The organism is Lutimonas sp. (assembly GCF_051011215.1).
Taxonomy (GTDB): Bacteria; Bacteroidota; Bacteroidia; order Flavobacteriales; family Flavobacteriaceae; genus Lutimonas.
The window spans coordinates 1-20,024 of the sequence record NZ_JBPCUJ010000072.1; the positions used below are offsets into that span (position 1 = coordinate 1).

The 20,024-nt window shown below is 37.1% G+C and carries 18 protein-coding genes; 7 read left to right on the plus strand and 11 right to left on the minus strand.

Going from position 1 to position 20,024, the window contains the following annotated elements; all coding sequences use genetic code 11:
* Positions 1–331 precede the first annotated feature (331 nt).
* The 7 genes from ACR2MV_RS06920 to ACR2MV_RS06950 form a co-directional block, all read right to left on the minus strand.
* On the minus strand, positions 332–1,345 hold the full coding sequence (locus tag ACR2MV_RS06920; protein ID WP_434021176.1) for an XdhC family protein: 1,014 nt from the start codon (positions 1,343–1,345) through the stop codon (positions 332–334).
* The gene (locus tag ACR2MV_RS06925; RefSeq protein ID WP_434021177.1) at positions 1,338–2,471 is read right to left on the minus strand and encodes a vWA domain-containing protein; all 1,134 of its coding nucleotides are present in this window, start codon (positions 2,469–2,471) and stop codon (positions 1,338–1,340) included. The genes ACR2MV_RS06920 and ACR2MV_RS06925 overlap by 8 nt, the downstream gene beginning before the upstream one ends.
* 35 nt (positions 2,472–2,506) lie before the next feature.
* A complete protein-coding gene (locus ACR2MV_RS06930; protein ID WP_434021178.1) occupies positions 2,507–3,379 on the minus strand; it encodes an AAA family ATPase in 873 nt (290 codons plus the stop codon).
* Positions 3,380–3,445: 66 nt separating this feature from the next.
* Entirely contained in the window at positions 3,446–3,916 is a 471-nt protein-coding gene (locus tag ACR2MV_RS06935) for a CoxG family protein (protein WP_434021179.1), read from the minus strand.
* Positions 3,917–4,010: 94 nt separating this feature from the next.
* Positions 4,011–6,368, minus strand: a complete 2,358-nt coding sequence (locus tag ACR2MV_RS06940; RefSeq protein WP_434021180.1) for an aerobic carbon-monoxide dehydrogenase large subunit — start codon at positions 6,366–6,368, stop codon at positions 4,011–4,013.
* A 19-nt stretch (positions 6,369–6,387) separates the two neighbouring features.
* Complete coding sequence (locus ACR2MV_RS06945; RefSeq protein WP_434021181.1) at positions 6,388–6,873, minus strand: (2Fe-2S)-binding protein; 486 nt, start codon at positions 6,871–6,873, stop codon at positions 6,388–6,390.
* Between the two features lie 11 nt (positions 6,874–6,884).
* Positions 6,885–7,754, minus strand: coding sequence for an FAD binding domain-containing protein (locus ACR2MV_RS06950; RefSeq protein WP_434021182.1), 870 nt, complete (start codon positions 7,752–7,754; stop codon positions 6,885–6,887).
* Positions 7,755–8,020: 266 nt separating this feature from the next.
* Here ACR2MV_RS06950 and ACR2MV_RS06955 point away from each other — a divergent pair, with 266 nt between their 5' ends.
* On the plus strand, positions 8,021–9,202 hold the full coding sequence (locus tag ACR2MV_RS06955; protein WP_434021183.1) for a cysteine desulfurase family protein: 1,182 nt from the start codon (positions 8,021–8,023) through the stop codon (positions 9,200–9,202).
* Positions 9,203–9,216: 14 nt separating this feature from the next.
* On the opposite strand, the gene ACR2MV_RS06960 is transcribed toward ACR2MV_RS06955, so the two are convergent.
* Positions 9,217–10,329: an XdhC family protein gene (locus ACR2MV_RS06960; RefSeq protein ID WP_434021184.1), complete on the minus strand. Its 1,113-nt coding sequence runs from the start codon at positions 10,327–10,329 to the stop codon at positions 9,217–9,219.
* Between the two features lie 313 nt (positions 10,330–10,642).
* Positions 10,643–11,632, minus strand: a complete 990-nt coding sequence (locus tag ACR2MV_RS06965) for a glycosyltransferase family 2 protein (protein ID WP_434021185.1) — start codon at positions 11,630–11,632, stop codon at positions 10,643–10,645.
* Positions 11,633–11,922: 290 nt separating this feature from the next.
* Between ACR2MV_RS06965 and ACR2MV_RS06970 the strand changes: the two genes are divergently transcribed.
* The 6 genes from ACR2MV_RS06970 (at position 11,923) to ACR2MV_RS06995 (ending at position 16,997) form a co-directional block, all read left to right on the plus strand.
* On the plus strand, positions 11,923–12,579 hold the full coding sequence (locus ACR2MV_RS06970) for a TetR family transcriptional regulator C-terminal domain-containing protein (RefSeq protein ID WP_434021186.1): 657 nt from the start codon (positions 11,923–11,925) through the stop codon (positions 12,577–12,579).
* A complete protein-coding gene (locus ACR2MV_RS06975; protein WP_434021187.1) occupies positions 12,579–13,889 on the plus strand; it encodes an ABC1 kinase family protein in 1,311 nt (436 codons plus the stop codon). Before ACR2MV_RS06970 ends, ACR2MV_RS06975 begins: the two co-directional genes overlap by 1 nt.
* Positions 13,889–14,518 (plus strand): flavin reductase family protein, encoded by a 630-nt coding sequence (locus ACR2MV_RS06980; protein ID WP_434021188.1) that lies wholly within the window; start codon positions 13,889–13,891, stop codon positions 14,516–14,518. The genes ACR2MV_RS06975 and ACR2MV_RS06980 overlap by 1 nt, the downstream gene beginning before the upstream one ends.
* A gap of 57 nt (positions 14,519–14,575) precedes the next feature.
* Positions 14,576–15,274, plus strand: coding sequence for a GTP cyclohydrolase I FolE (folE, locus tag ACR2MV_RS06985; protein ID WP_434021189.1), 699 nt, complete (start codon positions 14,576–14,578; stop codon positions 15,272–15,274).
* Positions 15,275–15,298: 24 nt separating this feature from the next.
* Positions 15,299–15,979 carry an SDR family NAD(P)-dependent oxidoreductase gene (locus tag ACR2MV_RS06990; RefSeq protein WP_434021190.1) on the plus strand — a complete coding sequence of 227 codons (681 nt, stop codon included), beginning with the start codon at positions 15,299–15,301 and terminating at the stop codon, positions 15,977–15,979.
* Between the two features lie 154 nt (positions 15,980–16,133).
* Positions 16,134–16,997, plus strand: coding sequence for a carboxypeptidase-like regulatory domain-containing protein (locus tag ACR2MV_RS06995; protein WP_434021191.1), 864 nt, complete (start codon positions 16,134–16,136; stop codon positions 16,995–16,997).
* A gap of 51 nt (positions 16,998–17,048) precedes the next feature.
* On the opposite strand, the gene ACR2MV_RS07000 is transcribed toward ACR2MV_RS06995, so the two are convergent.
* Both ACR2MV_RS07000 and ACR2MV_RS07005 read right to left on the minus strand, forming a co-directional pair.
* Positions 17,049–17,876: a prohibitin family protein gene (locus tag ACR2MV_RS07000; RefSeq protein ID WP_434021192.1), complete on the minus strand. Its 828-nt coding sequence runs from the start codon at positions 17,874–17,876 to the stop codon at positions 17,049–17,051.
* Positions 17,877–17,914: 38 nt separating this feature from the next.
* The gene (locus tag ACR2MV_RS07005; protein ID WP_434021193.1) at positions 17,915–19,900 is read right to left on the minus strand and encodes a hypothetical protein; all 1,986 of its coding nucleotides are present in this window, start codon (positions 19,898–19,900) and stop codon (positions 17,915–17,917) included.
* Positions 19,901–20,024: the final 124 nt, after the last annotated feature.

The window sequence follows — 20,024 nt, forward strand, 5'->3', positions numbered from 1 at the left end:
GAAGTTTAAGAGGATTTTTTGTTTTCAGTCTGTTGAAAGCTTGCTTTCATAAGGACTGAAAACAAAAAAGACTAAAATGCGACAGCATTTTAAAGGATGTTGCTTTGGCATCGAATCTTGTTTCAGGATCAACGCAGTTAATCCGATTGAAGATTGAAGATTGGAGATTGGATATCTATGAAAAATTCAAATCATATCTTATTGAAACCTTGAATATCGAACAATGAACGTCGAATATCGAACTTTGAACCTACAGAATTTTGGATAATCTCATCTTGTGAATAATCAATGGAGTTAATCCGATTGGAGATTTGAGATTGTAGATTGGAGATTATCCCTTCATATACTGAGCTGGATTTTTCTCAAAACTCACCTTACACCCATCACAGCAAAAATATACACTCTCCCCTTGATACTCAATAACATGTTTGGGACTCTTTTTAGAAACAGGTACGCCACAAACCGGATTGATATAGTACTCTTCAGAAAACTTATCATTCGATTCAACAGCCTTTTTTACCTGTTCTTTCTGTTCTTTTGAGGAGCCGCAACATGATGTATCTTCTGTTTGCTCCGTTCTGAAATCTTTCACAATTTCCGCCAATATACTGATGGCAACTTCTCCGGCAAGTTTCGCGTTAATATCAAAACCAACTGGACTTTTTAACAACGCTATTCTTTCAGAACTTAGATCTTTCCCGGCCAAGTACCCTTTGATCTGTTTTGATTTCTTTTTACTGGATACATATCCAACATAATCTGCAGACGTTGATAAGGCCTTGAAAACATTTTCTTCATCATCTTCACCCTGCGTAGCCACAACGATATATGTATTGTTAAAATTGTGAATTCCACTAAAATCAACATGGTCAGAAACAACTGCAGCCAAAGGAAAAATATGTTGGTCCGCATCTTTGGCCATCGCGGTAACCTTGAAGTCTGCCGAGGCAGCCAAAATGGCTAATTTCCTGGCAATGTTAGACTTGCCAACTACAATGATTTCAGGCAGTGGAAAAACGGGTTCGATAATTACTTCCACTGTTCCACCACTCTGACACGACATAATGTAGTTTTTAAAATTATTGGTACTGCTCTCTCCTCCTTCCGGAGAAATTCGAACTTTTCGATAGCGTTTTGTTTTTATGACTTCCAAAGCCTCTTTTATAACGATTCCTCTTACACATCCACCACCTATCCAACCAACAAGTTCACCTGTTTCCAGAATAATTGCTTTATCTGTTACCTTACTGGAACAAGGGGCTTCCCTGTCAATTACCTGAGCAACAGCTAAATTCAGACCCTGCTCCAAATATTCTTGAAGTTTTATGGCTAATTCACTAAACATCTATCAATAGTTTTTCTAATTTCATGAGACTGTCTAAATTATGCGCCGACTCAAATGAATCCAAATGCGGCATCACATTTACAATCCCTTTTTGAATAGGCTGATACCCCTGCATTCCTTTTAAGGGGTTTAACCATATCAAGGTTTTACATTTTCTTTTAATTGTTCTGACCGCCTCCTTTAACAACGCTACATTACCTGTTTCCAAACCATCGCTTAAAACTACCACAATATGTTTCTGACTCAAAAATTTATTACCGTACTTATCCAAAAACTCATTAAATGAAGCTCCAATTTTCGTTCCGCTGGACCAGGTATGTACATTTTTTCCTATTTGCCTTAAAATTTCCTGTTCGTTGTTTTGTCTTAACAATGGCGTAACATGAGTCAATTGGGTGCTAAATGTAAAAAACTCAAGGCTTTTAAAGTACTTTTTTAGCACCATTACATAACGCAATAAATAGTAACTATAGGTATCCATGGAACCGCTCACATCCAAAAGAAAAACCACTTTTCGTTTTTCCTTACGTTTCTTTCGATGCGCAAGATCCAGCATCAATCCGCCTTTATCCAATCCATGCCTGATGGTTCTTCGTATATCAATGATTCCATTGTTCGAGTTTTCCATCCTTCGTTTGAATCGCATGCTCATTTGATGAAACAACTCTTCGGCCAATTCTTCTAACCGTTCTTTATCGACTGCAGCAACTTTTGAAAAATCCGTCATACGCAAACGTATGGATTCATTTGCTCCAATAGTTTGCTTCGCTTCAATGGCATTCTGCTTCTTCGGTACCTGAAACTTGGTACCTAAAAAAATAACAGTGGCTGTATCCGGTTCCTTTTTTAACTGTGCAATTTTCTTTTTTCGTTGTTCTAATTTTTCTTCATAAAATCGACTCCAAAAACGGTCAAACATTTCATCAAATCGATCAAAATGCTCTTTTCTTTTGCAAAACAGCGCTTTCAAACTGTATTGGAATTGTTTTCTGTTCAACACATATCCTAATTCCGCTATAATAAAGGCATCCTTTGTTTCCTGGGGACCTAAAACAAACTGACGTTCCCTGCAATACTGGGTAAAGTCTATTAACCGTTCTTTAAATGTCTTTGATACCTCTTTCATATACTAACTTAAATCATTCTAAAAATGCAGCAGGCTTACTTCACCGGAAGTAAAAACTCCTTCACATCCTTATTCCTAACAAATTCCACATCTTCTTTATGTTTTAAAACACTACCAATGGTATTGTAAACCACTTCTTCCGTAATATTTTTTTCATTCATCAATAACAAGGTTTTTGCCCAATCTAATGACTCCGCAATGCCAGGTGGTTTATGCAAACTTGATTTCCTTAAGTTGTGAATAAACGTTACTACCTGATTGGCCAATTCTTCTTCAATATTCGGTAATTTCTTTTCTATTATATCAATTTCTTTTGCTTTCGATGGAAAATCAACCCAATGATATAAACACCGCCTTCTCAAAGCATCACTTAATTCTCTGGTTCTGTTAGAGGTAAGAATAACCAATGGTTTGGAAGTGGCTTTAATTGTACCTAACTCCGGTATACTTATCTGAAAATCCGACAATAACTCCAATAGATAAGCTTCGAATTCTTCATCTGCACGATCTATCTCATCAATCAATAAAACAACCGGTTTATCAGAACTAATAGATTGTAATAATGGTCGTTTTAACACATAATCCATTCCGAAAATTTGAGCGCCTAATTTCTTGTGTTCCTGATCGTTCTCAAAAAGCTTTATATGAAGTAATTGTTTCTGATAATTCCATTCATAAATTGTAGAATTCACATCCAAACCCTCATAGCATTGAAGCCTAATCAGTTCAGTTCCCATTTGTCCTGCCAATGCCTTGGCCAGCATTGTTTTACCAACACCAGGGTTTCCTTCCAGTAACAAAGGTTTCTCCAGTGCCTTCAAAAGAAACACAGATGTGGCCAGTTCTTCATTCAAAATATAGTCTTGCCTGTAGAATTCTTTAATAAGAGAAGCGATATCCTTAGTCAATGCCTTAATTTAGAAAAGCTATGCCGTAATAAGCATAGCTTTGTTAATTTTTGATTTTTTTAATTCTTATGCAGCTGCTTCAGCATCTGCCAACTTTTTTGAAAAATTAGTAACAAACTGCTTGAACAGCTGATTGGAAACCGTATCAATAAGTCTAGAACCGAACATGGCGATTTTTCCGTTTACCGTCACCTCCATGGCGGCATCTAATTTTACGCCTCCTTCGTCACGGTCATTGACATCTACTGACATTTTCATTTCTGCATTTCCATTTCCTTTAGAATCAACACCGTTGCCGGAGATTACTATTTTCCGGTTTTCCTTATCAATATCATTGTAGAAAATATCAGCGTCATATTGCACCCCCATAGGTCCAAATTTCATACCGACCTTCCCTTTGTAATGATTGTCTCCAACCTTTTCATCAATACTTACTCCAGGTACACAATCCATTATTTTTTCAGGATCAATAAGATGGTCCCATACAAGATCCGTTCCCTGAGGGACTTCAAAAGATTTATTTAAGTTTGTTTTCATGCCAAATTTCTTTTAGTAAAATAGTTACCTACATTCAATCTATTAGGTTATTTACCAACAGCTTCATGCCAGTAAATCAAATTCTTAGCCTCGCCTAAGAATGTGCCTGGATGGCTTCCCACACTTTCGCAGGTGTGATCGGAATATCCAAATGTTTAATTCCAAGAGGCGACAAGGCATCAATAATAGCATTGGCTATTGCCGGAGGTGCTCCAACTGTTGGCGACTCTGCCACTCCTTTTGCTCCTAACGGGTGATGTGGTGAAGGTGTAATGGTATGGCCCGTTTCCCAATGAGGTGATTCTACCGCCGTAGGTACCAGGTAATCCATTAATGTACCGTTCAAAACATTTCCCTGTTCGTCGTATTCAATTCCTTCATACATTGCTGGCGCAATACCCTGGGTAAGTCCTCCATGTACCTGACCTTCAACAATCATTGGGTTGATAATGTTTCCACAATCATCAATGGCGACAAATCTTTTCACATCAATCGCACCCGTTTCTTTTTCAACTTCAACTACGCAGATATAAGCGCCATTTGGGAAGGTTAAATTTGGAGGATCGTAATAATGTGTCGCCTCAAATCCTGGTTCCATACCCGGGGGAATGTTTGTATAGGCAGCAAAAGCTACATCTTGAATCGTTTTTGATTTTTCCGGGGCTCCTTTTACACTGTATTTTCCTACTTCCCATTCAATATCCTCTTCACTTACTTCTAATAAGTGAGCCGCTATTTTCTTTCCTTTATCGCGTAACTTTCTAGCCGCTATCGCCGCTGCTGCTCCAGCTGTCGGTGTGCTCCTACTGGCATAGGTACCTAATCCATAGGGAGCTGTATCAGTATCACCTTCATCTATTTCAATGTCAGTATAAGGAATTCCTAATTCTTCTGCGAGTATTTGTGCATAGGTTGTTTCATGTCCTTGCCCCTGAGATTTGGTTCCAAATCGAGCGAGTGCTTTTCCTGTAGGATGCACTCTTATTTCAGCACTATCAAACATGGCTATGCCCAAAATATCAAAGTCTTTTGACGGGCCAGCACCTACAACTTCTGTAAATGTACAGATACCAATACCCATTAATTTTCCCTGAGCTCTTTTTTCAGCCTGTTCTTTTTTATAATCATCATAGCCCAGCATTTCCATGGCCTTTTCCAAGGTCGCCTTATAGTCTCCGCTGTCATAACTCCATCCCAAAGGTGAGTCATAAGGAAACTGTTCCTTTTTAATAAAGTTCTCAAATCGCAACAAGGCCGGATCTTTACCAATTTCAAGCGCTAGTTTATCAACCATACGTTCAATAGCATGAACCGCTTCCGTTACTCTGAATGAGCATCGATAGGCTACTCCGCCAGGCGCCTTATTAGTGTAGACAGCATCAAGCTCTGCAAAAGCATGTTCGTAATCATAGGATCCTGTACAAATTGAAAACATTCCTGTTGGATATTTTGAAGGATTCGCTGAGGAATCTGTATAGCCATGATCTGCCAGGGTTGAAACTTTAAAGGCCTGTATTTTTCCATCTTTACTAGCCGCTAATTCGCAATCCATATGATAATCTCTTGCAAAACCATTAACGAGGTTTTCAGAACGATCTTCGATCCACTTCACGGGTTTTCCGATAAGGAAGGTAGCGGCAATTGCCACCACATAGGCCGGGTAAACAGGTACTTTACCACCAAATCCACCGCCAATATCAGGGGAAATAATTCTTATTTTTTCTTCTGAGAGACCCACATGACCGGCCACCAACGCCACAACAGTTCTAATGGCATGCGGAGCCTGGGTTGTCAGGTAAACTAATAGTTTTTGTGTATCCTTATCATACGAAGCCACGCAGCCACAGGTTTCTATTGAAGCCACATGAATTCTTGGCAAATAGATTCTTTCCTTCACAACGACATCAGCGTTGGCAATCACTTCATCCGTTTTTTCACGGTCACCTTTTTCCCAATGATATATTTGATTGTCTTTTTGACCTTCCTTGTCTGGTCGTAACAATGGGGCTCCTTCGTCTAAAGCCGTGTAAGGATCAACAATGGCTTGCATAGGTTCATAATCTACTTCCACTGCCTCTGCACCGTCAACGGCAACATATCTGTCTGTAGCGATTACCGCACAAACTTCCTGAGATTGATGCATCACCGTATCAGTTGGCAATACCATTTGTGTATCAGACAATAAGGTTGGCATCCAGTGTAAATTAAATTCTGCCAGATCGTATCCTGTTATTACTGCCAGGACACCTGGTATGGCCAAGGCTTTTTCCTTGTTAATTCCCTTAATTTTTGCATATGCATAAGGGCTGCGCACCATGACCATGGTTAACTGACCTGGAAGTTTTACATCATCAACATAATTCCCTTTACCATGAAGAAATCGTGCATCTTCTTTTCTTTTTACAGAGTGACCCATTCCGCCAACCTCTGCTGATGTTTTACATTTAAACATAATTTTTTCGTTTATGAGGTTAGACTGATTCCGATTCTTTCTGCATTTCTTTGGCTGCCTGCTGCACTGATTTTACAATATTGTTATATCCGGTACAACGGCATAAATTACCTGATATTCCCCAACGAATCTCTTCTTCTGTCGGATCGGGATTTCTTTTCAACAAGTCGATAGATCTGATGACCATACCTGGTGTACAGAAGCCACAATGTAGTCCATGTTGATCGTGAAAGGCTTGTTGCATCGGATGATTCGTTCCTTCAGCCGCAATTCCTTCAATGGTTGTTATTTCAGCACCATCTGCTCTTACTGCCAGATAGGTGCATGATTTAATGGATTGTCCATTTAATAAAATGGTACACGCGCCGCAATTGGAAGTATCACAGCCAATATGCGTTCCGGTCAGGTCTAAATTTTCTCTTATAAAATGTACCAGAAGCAAGCGCGAATCAACTTCCGCCGAAACGCTTTCTCCATTTATTGTTAAGGTTATTTTGTGTTTCATTTTTTCTTTTTTTAGTGTTGTGCTCTTTCCATTGCCAGACGAATCATTCGCTGCGTGATGGTATTTACAATTGATCTTTTATAAGCCTCTGATCCTCTTAAATCAGAAGTGGGTTCACAATCTTCACTCGCCATGGTACCCACCTGCGCGATAAGATCCTCTGTAATCTGTTTACCTCTTAATAATTCTTCTCCTCGTTCAAGTCTCATAGGGACTGCGCTCACGTTTGTCAAGCCAATTCCGATCTCCTGACAGATACCGTCATCATCCAACTCGACATGTACCGCTACTCCTGCAGTGGCATAGTCTCCCACCTTTCTTTCCACCTTGTGATAGGCCCCTCCACTTCCTTTCTTTGCCTGTGGCACTTGAATTTCAGTCAGAACATCTGATGGTTCAAGGGCAGTCATATAAAAACCGTGAAAGAATTCATCTATGGGAATTGTTTTTTGTCCATCTACACCTTCCGCTATTATTGTGGCTCTTCTTGCAAGCATCACTGCGGGTTGATCATTCGCAGCATCACCATGTGCTATATTTCCACCAATAGTGCCCACATTGCGAACTGATGGATCAGCCGTGAGCTTAATAGTATCTGAAAAAATAGGGTATTTATCTCTGATTAAATCTGAATACTCCATTTCGGTCTGGGTTGTGAGGGCTCCAATTTTCAGGAGTCCGTCTTCTTCCTTGATATAAGAAAGGCCATCGATTTTGCTGATATCGATAATATGTTCCGGCGTGGCGAAACGCAATTTCATCATGGGCAGCAAACTATGTCCTCCAGACATGTATTTTGCTTCATCACCATGTTCTTGGACTAAGGCTATCGCTTCTTGTACTGAGCTTGCCTTGTGATAAGTAAATTTAGAAGGAATCATTTTTTTATATGGGTTAGTTACATTGTAATGACAATAAAAATACTGCTTATTTTCGAATATATAAATTAATGGTCCATATTTTTTTCATATTCTCATTTTTTGGGCTCAAAATTTCTTATATCATATTATGAAAAATTTCGCTTTTTACTGATACATAGAAAAACATTTGATGATCGCTGTCTATGAGCATTCGATTAAACAAGTGGAGCCGTTATAATTGATGAAAATATTTTATTTTTATAGAAACAATGTCAGTTGTATTTTTAATGAAGGACAGAATATATTTAGATTATAACGCTACCACCCCCTGTGCAGTTGAAGTGGTTGATGCTATGCGAGCCTATTTTGATGAGAGCTTTGGAAACCCTTCCAGCATTCATCATGCCTATGGGTGGATGGCAAAAGATGCGATAGATACTGCCACAAACCTCATTGCTTCAGTTTTAAATATAGACCCAACTAAAATTGTCTATACTTCTGGATCAACAGAAGGCATCAACATGATTTTGAAAAGTTTTTCAAAAAAATATATGCAAAGAGAAAGCCATATTATCACTGTTAAAACAGAACATAAAGCTGTCTTGGACACCTGTGCTTTTCTGGAAAAATACGAAGGTGTTTCAGTGACTTACCTCAATGTGGACACCCATGGTTTGATTGATCTTCGGGAACTTGAAGAAGCACTCCGCCCTGAAACTGTCCTGGTATCTATAATGCATGCAAATAATGAGACAGGGGTGATTCAACCGCTCAATGAGATAGCAGCGCTTCTCAAAAACAAGGATGTCTTACTCTTTACAGATGCCACCCAATCTCTTGGAAAAACGGAGCTACATCAAGTGCTGGAAGTTGCAGACTATGTATGTTTTTCTGGTCATAAAGTATATGGCCCTAAGGGTGTCGGGATGGTATATGCCAAAAATCAACATGCCATAGATAAACTACAGAGTTTGATTCAAGGGGGTGGTCAGCAAAAAAAATTACGAGGTGGTACTTTAAATGCTACTGGTATCATAGGCTTTTCAAAAGCCATCGAATTAATTTACGGAAATCTTTCAGAAGAAATTCAGAGATTAAGTGCCTTACGGGATCTGCTGGAAGAAGGATTACTGGAAATTGAATTAAGCACTGCAAACGGAGCGAAGGCAAAAAGACTGCCTAATACGACCAACATCTCCTTTCGCTATGTTAATGGTGGCAATTTACTGCGGGCTTTAAGCAAACATATGGCTATCTCTAATGGTTCAGCATGCAATGCAGCTTCTGAAAACCCCTCCCATGTTTTGACGGCTATGAAAGTATCTTCAGATCTTGCATTTTCCTCATTACGGTTTAGTTTGGGCAAAAGTACTACTGAATCGGACATCAGGAGAGCGATTCAAATTATACAAGATGAGGTGTCTGAACTTCGATCCAATAACATCCTTTGGGATAGAAGAGACAAGTAAGGGCATTCTAATAATCAGGTTCTGTCGTGAATTGGTCCGTCTTTGTCTTTTAGACTACCACCTGTTTTACCTGAGAAGACACCAAGTATTTCCGAAAAAATACTTAAAGCTATTTCTTCAGGTGTGTTGGCGCCAATTTCTAAGCCGCTTGGAGCGAAGATGCGATCCAAGTCATTTTCTGACAAAGCCTTTCCGTCTTCCTCAAATTTACCAAGCATTTTTACAAATCGCTTTTTAGGACCCAGAGATGCTATATAAGGTGCTTCTGAATTAAGTGCGCTGGTAAGATTAGATTTGTCAGATTTAAAATCATGAGCCATCAGTATCACTGCTGTCCGATTATCCAATTTAGGGCGTTCCGAAAAATCCTTATGGTAGATATTTGTTACCGCCTGGATTTTTTCCTTTTTTAATTTCTGCATATTTCCAACCAGGCTTATCTCCCAATCCAAGACACGAGCCAATTCGATCATTGGATACACATCATAATTGTCACCAAAAATGGCCAAATGAAATTGTGCCGGGATAATTTCTACAAACATTCCCACCTCCAAATCTGATTCAGTTGCTCTGAAAAGGTATTTATTCGATTTATTATTCACCAAGACTTCTTGAATCCTGTCAATTAAAAAATTTTTGAATTCAGATCCAGGCACATCCTCTAATTCATCTTTATCAGTATTATAGTAGAAATTCTTACCAAGTTTCAACAGATCGTTTTCAGCATTTACTGACGTTACGGTAACAACAACATGTGATTTTCTGTCCGACAAGCACTTGTTTAGAATATCGAGGGTGTTGGAATTATCATTCAAGGGGGTCATTAACACATCAATGACGCCATTACATCCCAGTCCTATTCCGATTTCATTTTCTTTAGAAGTATCATAGGTAACCAATGAGGGCTCTTGCTTTAGTATGGCCAATTGAGAACGCTTTAACGTATCGCCTTCTAAGCAGCCTCCACTAATACCACCTTCAAATATTCCAGATTCAAAAACAATCATCCTTGCTCCTTCCCTTCTGTAGGATGACCCTTCCACATTTACCACTTGAGCAATTGCAAATTTCTCTCTGGATGATTTCTTTTGTCGAACAAGCTCTAAAATGGTTTTGATTTCTTTCATTCTATATTTTTAATTAAAAAAAATTACGAACAATAAAGTTTATGATACGTAAAAATATAAAAAACTAATTTTATCATACTATTAAATTCCTGATGTTAACCCAACAATCCTGAAGATCAATAACAGGATCTGACATAAAATGGTTTTTGACAAGATGGTAGGAACTTTAGACAATTTTATAATTATGCAGACTTAGACCATTAAAATAAACTTAAAGAACCCCCTATTCTTATGATAAAGTTACAATATAAAGTCTTTCCTATTGATTCCAGGAAGATTCATGAACTGATATACCTCAGGTAAGTGAAGCAACTTATTTTTTCATATAATTGACCGATCTGGGGCTAATCCATGTTCCCTTAAATAATGCATTCACATAATAAGTGATGAGATGCTTAAATATATAAATATGAACTCTCATTTTTTTATTAAAAAATAAAACGATGCCTGCCAAGGCCAGAATGAAACGTTCCAGAAAGGAGCCAACAATCATAAGGGTATGTAAAATCGATGCATCAGTTGAATCCATAAAGTTGGAGATGTAAACATGCTTTGATATAATCACCTCGGTTTTGGTTAACGCTTTTGTCTTAATATTTATTCTCGATGCACCTCCGTGTGCATGAAAAATTGTTGCTTTTCTTGTAATTACAACTTTGCCTCCTAAGGCTGAGATTCTTTTCGAAAGATCTATATCTTCCAAATACATCCAATAGTCCTCATTCCAACCAATCAATTTATCAAACCAATTCCTATGAATGAATACTAATGAACCTGAAACCCAGTCCGGATAGAAATTCTCATTTTCAAAATTAGAAAAGCGCTTCAAATTTATCTGCTTGTTCATAAGTCGATTGATACTTCGAAAAATACCAAAAAAAGTAGAAACAGAAGGAAACAGTTTGTTTTGATTCTCAAACTTACCCCGTTCATTTATTTGTAAACAAGAAAGAATTCCAGTATCAGGTGCTCCTTTATATACGTTCACTAAAGTTTGCAAAACTCCATCGCCTATTTTGGTATCTGGATTCAAGAAAAGAAGGTAGCTTCCGCTAGCTAGTTTGGATCCTACATTACAACCATTTGCAAATCCATTATTCCCGCTATTCTCGAAAAAAATGACATCAGTATAATTGTTTCTAAATAATTCTAGTTGCCCGTCATTAGAATAGTTATCAATTACAACCACCTCCTTAACTATATTTTTGTCAGTCACGGCCATCAGGGAGTCAAGACAGTCTTTTAAACTAGTCCAGGACCTATAATTCACAATAATAACGGAAATCAAATTTTTATCCTCCACACAAGCTGACTTAAAAAATGTTATTCGTGTCTTTTGTTTTAAATCTCCATTAAAATGAGTGCTAATGGAAGAGAGCAAAAATGAAGATAATTTATTACTATTAAAAATTAAGTAGCTTTTTTATTTAGACATAAACCTCTTTAAAAAAAAGGAGCTTTTCTGCTGAAATCGATTGCAGTTAAGGATTTTCCCACAATTTATAGCAATAGCAATTTTGAAATAAATATTTTTTTGTCTAACTTTTTTGCTTTAAAGTTAAACATTTAGTATCTTTGACAAAAATAAGAACAATGGCACGCAAGAAAAAAATTACCGAAAAAGACATTTATGCTTTCTACATGGAGTATTATTTGGAGAATGCGGAAGCACCAAAATCAGTATATCAACTGGCAAAGCTCCATAATTTTGACGAGAAACAATTTTATGATTTTTTTGGAGGTATATCAGGAATTGAGAAATCCATTTTCATATCGTTTATCACTCAAACACTTGAGTTACTCGAGAATAGTGAAGAGTATCAAAGCTTTGATGAACGAAATAAATTGTTGACTTTTTATTACACATTTTTTGAAGTGCTAACCGCAAACAGAAGTTTTGTTGTAATGATTCTTGAAAGAGATAAACAAAGTTCCAAATTATTGAAAACTATTTCTGTCATGAAACCAAAATATCTTGAGTTCATTAGAGACCTTGATATTGAGAAACTGGATATAAAGCAACCGAGAGCTGAAAAAATCATCAATAAGTCTTTGAATGAATCATTCTGGGTTCAACTCTTACTTTGTTTAAAATTTTGGATGGAAGATGATTCAGCCTCTTTGGAAAAAACAGACATCTATATAGAAAAATCAATCAACACAGGTTTTGACCTTTTAAATGTTCAGCCCTTGAGAAGTGTGTTGGATTTGGGAAAATTTCTTTTCCATGAAAAAATACACATGAACTAATGAATAGCATAGACAGAATTCCGATATCAAAAGTTGAAAGAGCTTCCAACTTGGTGCAAACAGGTGCCAAGGTAGGAGTCAACTACCTAAAATATTATGGGAAGAAACTGACTTCTTCAGAAACTGATGCCAGAACAAAGTTGAACCAGGATAATGCGGAAGATATTTATGACGGACTAAAAAAATTAAAAGGAAGTGCCTTAAAAGTTGCTCAAATGTTGAGCATGGATAAAAGTATCATGCCTCAGGCCTATGTCGAGAAATTTTCCCTCTCTCAGTTTTCTGTTCCTCCACTTTCCCCTGCTTTGGTCCTGAGGACCTTTAAAAAATATTTTGGGAATTCACCCCATGACGTTTTCGATCGTTTCGAAGCGCAGTCTGTAAATGCGGCAAGCATAGGTCAGGTTCACAAGGCAATGAAAAACGGGAAAACGCTGGCCGTTAAAATTCAGTATCCCGGAGTCGCAAATAGTATTGGATCGGATTTAGCTTTGGTGAAACCCATCGCCATAAAGATGTTTAATATTCGAGGTAAAGATTCTGATAAATACTTTCAAGAGGTTGAAAATAAACTGATGGAAGAAACAAATTACAATTTGGAAATAGAGCAATCTATGGAAATAGTGGCGGCATGTAAACATATAGATTACCTAAAATTTCCGACGTACTATCCTAAATTATCTTCCGAAAAGATTTTAACTATGGATTGGATGAACGGTGAACATTTATCTGAGTTTACGGCGCATGATAATGATCAAAAAGACTTGAATCATCTCGGTCAGGCCCTTTGGGATTTTTACATGTTTCAGATTCATACCTTAAAAAAGGTGCATGCCGATCCTCATCCCGGTAATTTTTTAGTCTCGCCTGAGAAAGATTTAATCGCGTTGGATTTTGGATGCATGAAGACGATCCCTGATAGTTTTTATATTCCCTATTTTGAATTAGCAGATGAAGATAACCTAAACAACCCAGTGGTTTTTAAAGAAAAACTTTTTGAACTAGAAATATTAATACCCACTGATGGTAAAAACGAAATTGAGTTTTTCACTCAAATGTTTCATGAGTTACTTAGCCTCTTTACTGAACCTTTTCAACAAGAAACTTTTGATTTTTCAAACAAAGTGTTTTTTCAAAAGATTAGCAACCTTGGGGAAAAATTCAGCAAAGATACTGCCTTGCGAAAAATGAATGGTAATAGAGGGTCAAAGCATTTTATATACATGAATCGCACCTTTTTCGGTCTCTATAACCTGATGTTTGACTTGAAATCAAAAAACGTAAAGATCAATAATTTTAAAAATTTATAATGCACTACTTCGATCAAAAATATTTGTCAGAACTGGACCATCTGTTCCGAATCAATCTTGTGAATTCGAGTTCCGGGTTTAAGTCGTCAAATTTGATTGGCACTAAAAGTAAGGATGGCATTAGCAATGTTGCTGTTTTCAGTTCTGTCATTCATCTGGGGTCAAATCCACCTTTGATGGGCTTCATTACAAGACCAACAACTGTGCCCAGAAATACCTACAAAAACATAAAAGAAACCGGGTGTTACACCATCAATCACATCTATGAAGATATTATCGAAGATGCCCACCACTCTTCGGCAAAATACGACGCTTCCGTTTCTGAATTTTCAGTCACAAACTTACAGGAAGCTTATGACCATGCTTGTTTTGCTCCTTTCGTAAAGGGGGCACCAGTCCAGCTTCACATGAAATTCAGGGAAGAACATCCTTTGAAAATTAACGGCACCATTTTGGTTATCGGTGAAATTATGGGCTTGTATGTGAAAAAAGAATTACTGAAAGAAGATGGTTTTATAGACTTATCGGAAGGTAAAGTTTCAGCTATAAATGGCCTTGATGCTTATACGATTCCCACCTTGAAAAAAAGACTTCCTTATCAAAGGCCTAAACAAATGATTAAACATTAATTCAATAATATTAATTAACAATGCTTTGCAAAAAGACAGCATTAAAAAAAGACCCTTATGAAAACAACAGAATACACCCTGAAAACAAACTCATCTAATGGCACACCTGCGATTAATCATGAAGACATTGGCAACGACCATATGTTAACTTCCATGGAAACACCTCTAAAATCGACAGCCTTTCTAATAACTGATGAGGAAAAAAAGAAGCGAATTGCATTTCATTTCACAGAAATAATGGACACTTTAGGACTAGACTTAAATGATGATTCTTTAAAAGGTACACCAGAGAGAGTTGCTAAAATGTATATAGATGAGATCTTTTCAGGACTCAATCCGATCAACAAGCCAAAAATGGCGCTGTTCGACAATAAATATCAATACAAGCAGATGCTGGTGGAAAAAAACATCACCTTTTATTCAAACTGCGAGCATCATTTTGTTCCCATCATTGGAAAAGCACATGTTGCCTATATTTCATCCGGCAAAGTTATTGGCTTGTCAAAACTGAATAGAATCGTACAATATTTTGCGAAAAGACCTCAGGTTCAAGAGCGACTTACAAATCAGATCGCAAAAGAATTAGAGCAAGTTTTAGGCACAAAAGATGTGGCAGTAATTATTGATGCGAAGCATTTATGTGTTTCATCCAGAGGCATTAAAGATGACACTTCAGCCACTGTCACAGCCTATTACGGCGGAAAATTTCAGGAACATGAAAAAGTTGTTGAATTACAAAACTTTATCAATTCTTAATTAGTTAATTATAAAACCCATCACATGAAAACGGTTCTTGTTATTGGAGGTAGTCACGGTATTGGACGCTCGCTCATAGAGGGAATTCAAGATTCTCATAACATTATTAATATTAGCAGAACTGCTCCAGACAGTGATTTAGGTATAGAACACTACTCATTAGATGTTCTCGCGGATGAATTACCTCAAATAGACAGTCTGGATGGTCTGATTTATTGTCCGGGAACCATTAATCTAAAACCGATGAATCGCTTGTCTGAGGAAGATTTTCAACATGACTTTAATGTCAATGTTTTGGGTGCTGTCCGAGTTATTCAATTTTATATGAAGGCATTAAAAGCAGGCCGAAACCCTTCTGTAGTATTATTCAGTACGGTTGCTGTAAAACTAGGGATGCCATTTCACGCAAGCATCGCGGTTTCAAAGGCTGGTGTAGAGGCCTTGGTGAAAACATTAGGAGCCGAATTAGCTCCTCAGGTCAGATTTAATGGAATTGCACCAACGCTTACAGATACAAATCTCGCTGAAAAGTTGTTACGAAATGATGCCATGAGGGAAAAAATGAAGGATAGACATCCTTTGAAAAGTATTCTGGAAGCCAAAGATGTTGCCAATCTCGCTGAGTTCCTGTTGTCTGATAAAAGCCTCAAAATGACCGGTCAAATTATTCAATTGGATTGTGGAATTGTAAGTTTCAAATTGTGATCATTTCATCCTAAAGATCATGAAATAAGAACCTGTTAGAAGGATACCTTCTGTATTGCTTCAGTCTTTTAAATCTTTAATCACGCTAATATTCTCTGTATATTTTCACATTTATTTATTAAATAATTAACGCAATATTTAGTATCATTGCCCCATGCAAAAACTCTTATGCACATTTTTATTAATTTGTCTGAGCTTTACCATTCAGGGGCAGGTAATTACTGATATGCCAACAGATAGTATCAGCAATGATACGCTTCCTATAGCGGCACATAGCAGTCTTCATACTTTAAAAGGACGTATAATTAGTATTGTGGATAAGAAACCTTTACAAAGTGCCCATGTTGTCAATCTTAATTCAGTAGAAGGAACAATTACCAATACTAATGGTCAGTTTGAGATTCCCGCCGTTGTAAACGATACGGTATTTATTTCCTACATTGGTTTTCAATCTATAAAGCTTAAAATTACCAATGACTTGTTAAAAGGGAATGAGCTTGAAATAGCCATTCATGAAAAAACAGTTAATATTGAGGAGGTCACCTTAAAATCGCATAAACTAATCGGGGTCTTGGTGGTTGACGCTAAAAACGTTCCTCAAGATTCCTATAGCAGAATTCATATTGACGGATTACCTCAGGCTTATGAGAGTGGATCTACCTATAATAACAACTATAACAGTGGGCTCGGAGCCGTGTTTAATCCAGTAGATTTTTGGTATAAAAAATTTGGTAAAAAGCCAAAGGAAATGGATCGTTTGAGAAAGCTTAAAGAAGGGGATCAAATGAGAAATATGATGGAGCAAAAATACTCAAGAGAGATCATGATGGACTATCTGGATATGAGTAGAAAGGAATTAAATGATCTCTTATCAGAATGCAACTACTCCAATAGGTTTATCAATAAAGCCAGTGATTTACAAATTATCGAGGCGGTTATTGAGTGTTATGAAAACTATAGGGCCTTGCAAAAAGGACAGGTTAAAAAAGATATTATTCACATCAAGGATGCCTATTAAAAAAGACCGGTAAAACCGGCCTTTTCATTCAATTTTATTTCAAAATTCTAATTAGTTGTTTCCAAGAATCAATGGTAATCCATCTGATCCACCTACAACAACAACCTTTGAGTTGGCTGATTGAGAAAGTTTTAAAGTGGCTTCAATTCCTTTATCCTGTAAAATTTTATCCGTTAGGGACGCACTTAAAATTTTGTTTGCATCTGCCTTTCCTTGTGCCTCAATACGCTGCTTTTCAGCTTCTTTTTGAGCAATTTCCAATTTAAACTTATACTCCAAAGACGTTTGTTCCTGGCTTAATTTTCTTTCAATTGCATCTTTAATTGCTATAGGTAAAGTAACATCTCTTACCAATACATCATTTAGTTGAATGTACTGATCATCTACAATTTTTTTGGTTTCATCAAAAATTTCTTCCTGAATAGCATCTCGTTTAGAAGAATAGATTTGTTCAGGTGTATATCTACCTACGACACTTCTGGTCGCTGAACGCATAGCTGGTTTCAATACCCTGTCTAAATAATTTGTTCCTTTGGTTTGGTGCAGAAATCCTAATTGTTCCCATTTAGGCTGATACCAAGCCGTTGCTTCTAATTGAATATCCAATCCATTGGATGAAAGAACTTTCATTTTTTCAGTAAGTTCTTGTTGTCTTGTCTCATAAACTATCACTGTATTCCAAGGGGCAACTATATGAAATCCTTCACCCAAAGGTGGTTGATCAGTTACTACTCCTCCTCCAAACCGTTTCCAAAGAACTCCTGCTTCACCAGCTTCGAGTGTCACTGTAGACTTTGAAATAAAAATCAAGACGATAATTCCAATAAAAACGATGGGTAATATTCCTTTTGGAAATTGCAATTGTGGTTGTTGTGCCATTTTTAAATATTTATATTAAATTAATTAATGAAAAAGCTTTAAATCATTCCTCGATATTTTCGAAGTAGCCATTCCAAACTCAAAGATAGTATAATTAGTGCTAAAAGCCACTTCCAATCAATCAAAGAAACCAAATTAAAACGCTCCTTTTGAATCGATTTAAAGGTCTCGTCATTTGCTAATTCTGATATCAACAGCTCAATTTGATCTTCAAAAAACAATTGCCCTTCAGAGGCAATGGCCAACTGCTTTAATCCTGTCACATTAGGGCCCTGAGCTGATTGCTCCGCAGCATAGGGGATCACAACAAATGAACCTGATTGTTTTTTATTCGCATCCCGATCGATTACTTCAAATTGATAGGTCCCTGGTTCATAATCTGAAAGTTGAGCTTCGTAAAAATTCTTGCTTACATAAAACGGAATCTGTTCTTCCTTACCTTCAATTCTCAATAGCAATTCAGAATTTAACTCCAGGTTTAGGTTCTTGTCATAGTTCTTAACTTGAATCTTGATGTTTTCATTTGCATTGTAGACGGGTTCGTAAAACAACTCCATGTTTTTGCTCCTTTCAGACAACTGCAGAAATTGAATCAGGCTGTTGAAAAAAATATCAAATTTTTCAAATGACTTCTCACTTCTGTAACTCTCTGCACGCCACTTCCAAATTCCCTCTCCAAATAATGCAATTCTTTTCACATTGTTTGAATCATAGGCGACCAAAAGCGGAATATTCGTCGCTATATCGTTCATCTTTTGGGTAAGGAGCACTTCAAAGGATCCCTTAAATTGAATTTCCCCCAATGCCCCAAGCAAGGGAGGGAACATCTGATACCCCAGATCTTCCGTATAAAAGGTTGAAAAATCATTTTTATACACAGGAAAAATATTTTCTATAATTCCTGAGGTCTTTTTTGAAAAATCAACTTGAGCTGTATTTAAAAAATTCCAATCGGTATGTGAACCGGTAATGATCAAATAATTCGCATTCTGAACTTCGACCTGTTCAAAAACTTCTTTGAAAGTAACATCAGGCTGGTACATAATGAGCACTGCATCCCGGTTGCTGTTTGCGTCAAAATCCTGAACCGATACCAACTTGGCTTTCCGCTGTTTATTGGTCTCGACACTTCTTTTGATCATCCCCAGATCAGGATGAACTATATTATGTACGATTACTACTTCTGTTTGCTCATCTAAAATCTCAACTCCAAAATTAAAATTGTTGTTTCGAATATCGCGTTCCCCTTGAAAGGGTGTCAACTCAGCAGTATATAATTGCATTCCGACACTATCCGCTTCTAGAAACAAATCAACATAAACTGATGAATTATTTTTAGAGAATCGTACGTCAGTTGTATATACACTCTTCCCATCATGCGCAATGGTCAATTTTGAATTTACCTGCCTGCTGACCCTGGAATTTAAAAATAATTCTACTTGAAAATTATTGTCTAAGGAAGCGTAGGCATTAACATTCACTTTACTGATTTCAATATCATCGTATAAGAGGGTATCGCCCAACACCACGGGATATACCGGGTTCTTAGAGCTCATAAAAGTATAATTCCTACCAAGTGTCTGATTTCCATCTGTAAGCAAGACAAGGGCTGATGTCTGGTCAGTTGACATCGCGTTCAAACCATTCACCAATTTGTAAATATCAGTCTGTGAATCTTGAAAATTCAACACAGTATCTGTTGAAATTCCACTACCAAAATTATATACGGAAACATCAAACCGCTCCTGTAAATCTTTATTTTCAAGCAACTTACCCCTTAACTCAGAAGCTAATTGCTCTCTGTTTAAATAATTAATGGAATTGGAATTGTCAACTCCTAGCAATAATACGGGTTTGTAATTTTCTGTAGATTTCTGTTCAAATTTCGGGTTCACTAATAAAATCAGAATACAAAATATACTGATAAATCTCAGAACAGATAAAATCTTCAAATCGAAGTTTATTTTTCGCTGGTGGTAGTACTGAAAATAAACGATGAGCCCCGCAACTAAGAAAGCTATCATAGTCAAAAATATGTTCAGTGTACTCATGAATTAAATCAGAACAATTGAATTAAAAATGCTTTGGTAAATATACCTTTAAATTCTATGAATGGACGCATACAAAAAAGCAAACCTTGTTACAAGG

Coding starts and splice junctions, on each gene's coding strand:
- ACR2MV_RS06920 (WP_434021176.1), bottom strand. CDS start 1,345: ATGTTTAGTGAATTAGCCATAAAACTTCAAGAATATTTGGAGCAGGGT.
- ACR2MV_RS06925 (WP_434021177.1), bottom strand. CDS start 2,471: ATGAAAGAGGTATCAAAGACATTTAAAGAACGGTTAATAGACTTTACC.
- ACR2MV_RS06935 (WP_434021179.1), bottom strand. CDS start 3,916: ATGAAAACAAACTTAAATAAATCTTTTGAAGTCCCTCAGGGAACGGAT.
- ACR2MV_RS06940 (WP_434021180.1), bottom strand. CDS start 6,368: ATGTTTAAATGTAAAACATCAGCAGAGGTTGGCGGAATGGGTCACTCT.
- ACR2MV_RS06945 (WP_434021181.1), bottom strand. CDS start 6,873: ATGAAACACAAAATAACCTTAACAATAAATGGAGAAAGCGTTTCGGCG.
- ACR2MV_RS06950 (WP_434021182.1), bottom strand. CDS start 7,754: ATGATTCCTTCTAAATTTACTTATCACAAGGCAAGCTCAGTACAAGAA.
- ACR2MV_RS06955 (WP_434021183.1), top strand. CDS start 8,021: ATGAAGGACAGAATATATTTAGATTATAACGCTACCACCCCCTGTGCA.
- ACR2MV_RS06960 (WP_434021184.1), bottom strand. CDS start 10,329: ATGAAAGAAATCAAAACCATTTTAGAGCTTGTTCGACAAAAGAAATCA.
- ACR2MV_RS06970 (WP_434021186.1), top strand. CDS start 11,923: ATGGCACGCAAGAAAAAAATTACCGAAAAAGACATTTATGCTTTCTAC.
- ACR2MV_RS06975 (WP_434021187.1), top strand. CDS start 12,579: ATGAATAGCATAGACAGAATTCCGATATCAAAAGTTGAAAGAGCTTCC.
- ACR2MV_RS06980 (WP_434021188.1), top strand. CDS start 13,889: ATGCACTACTTCGATCAAAAATATTTGTCAGAACTGGACCATCTGTTC.
- folE (WP_434021189.1), top strand. CDS start 14,576: ATGAAAACAACAGAATACACCCTGAAAACAAACTCATCTAATGGCACA.
- ACR2MV_RS06990 (WP_434021190.1), top strand. CDS start 15,299: ATGAAAACGGTTCTTGTTATTGGAGGTAGTCACGGTATTGGACGCTCG.
- ACR2MV_RS06995 (WP_434021191.1), top strand. CDS start 16,134: ATGCAAAAACTCTTATGCACATTTTTATTAATTTGTCTGAGCTTTACC.
- ACR2MV_RS07000 (WP_434021192.1), bottom strand. CDS start 17,876: ATGGCACAACAACCACAATTGCAATTTCCAAAAGGAATATTACCCATC.
- ACR2MV_RS07005 (WP_434021193.1), bottom strand. CDS start 19,900: ATGATAGCTTTCTTAGTTGCGGGGCTCATCGTTTATTTTCAGTACTAC.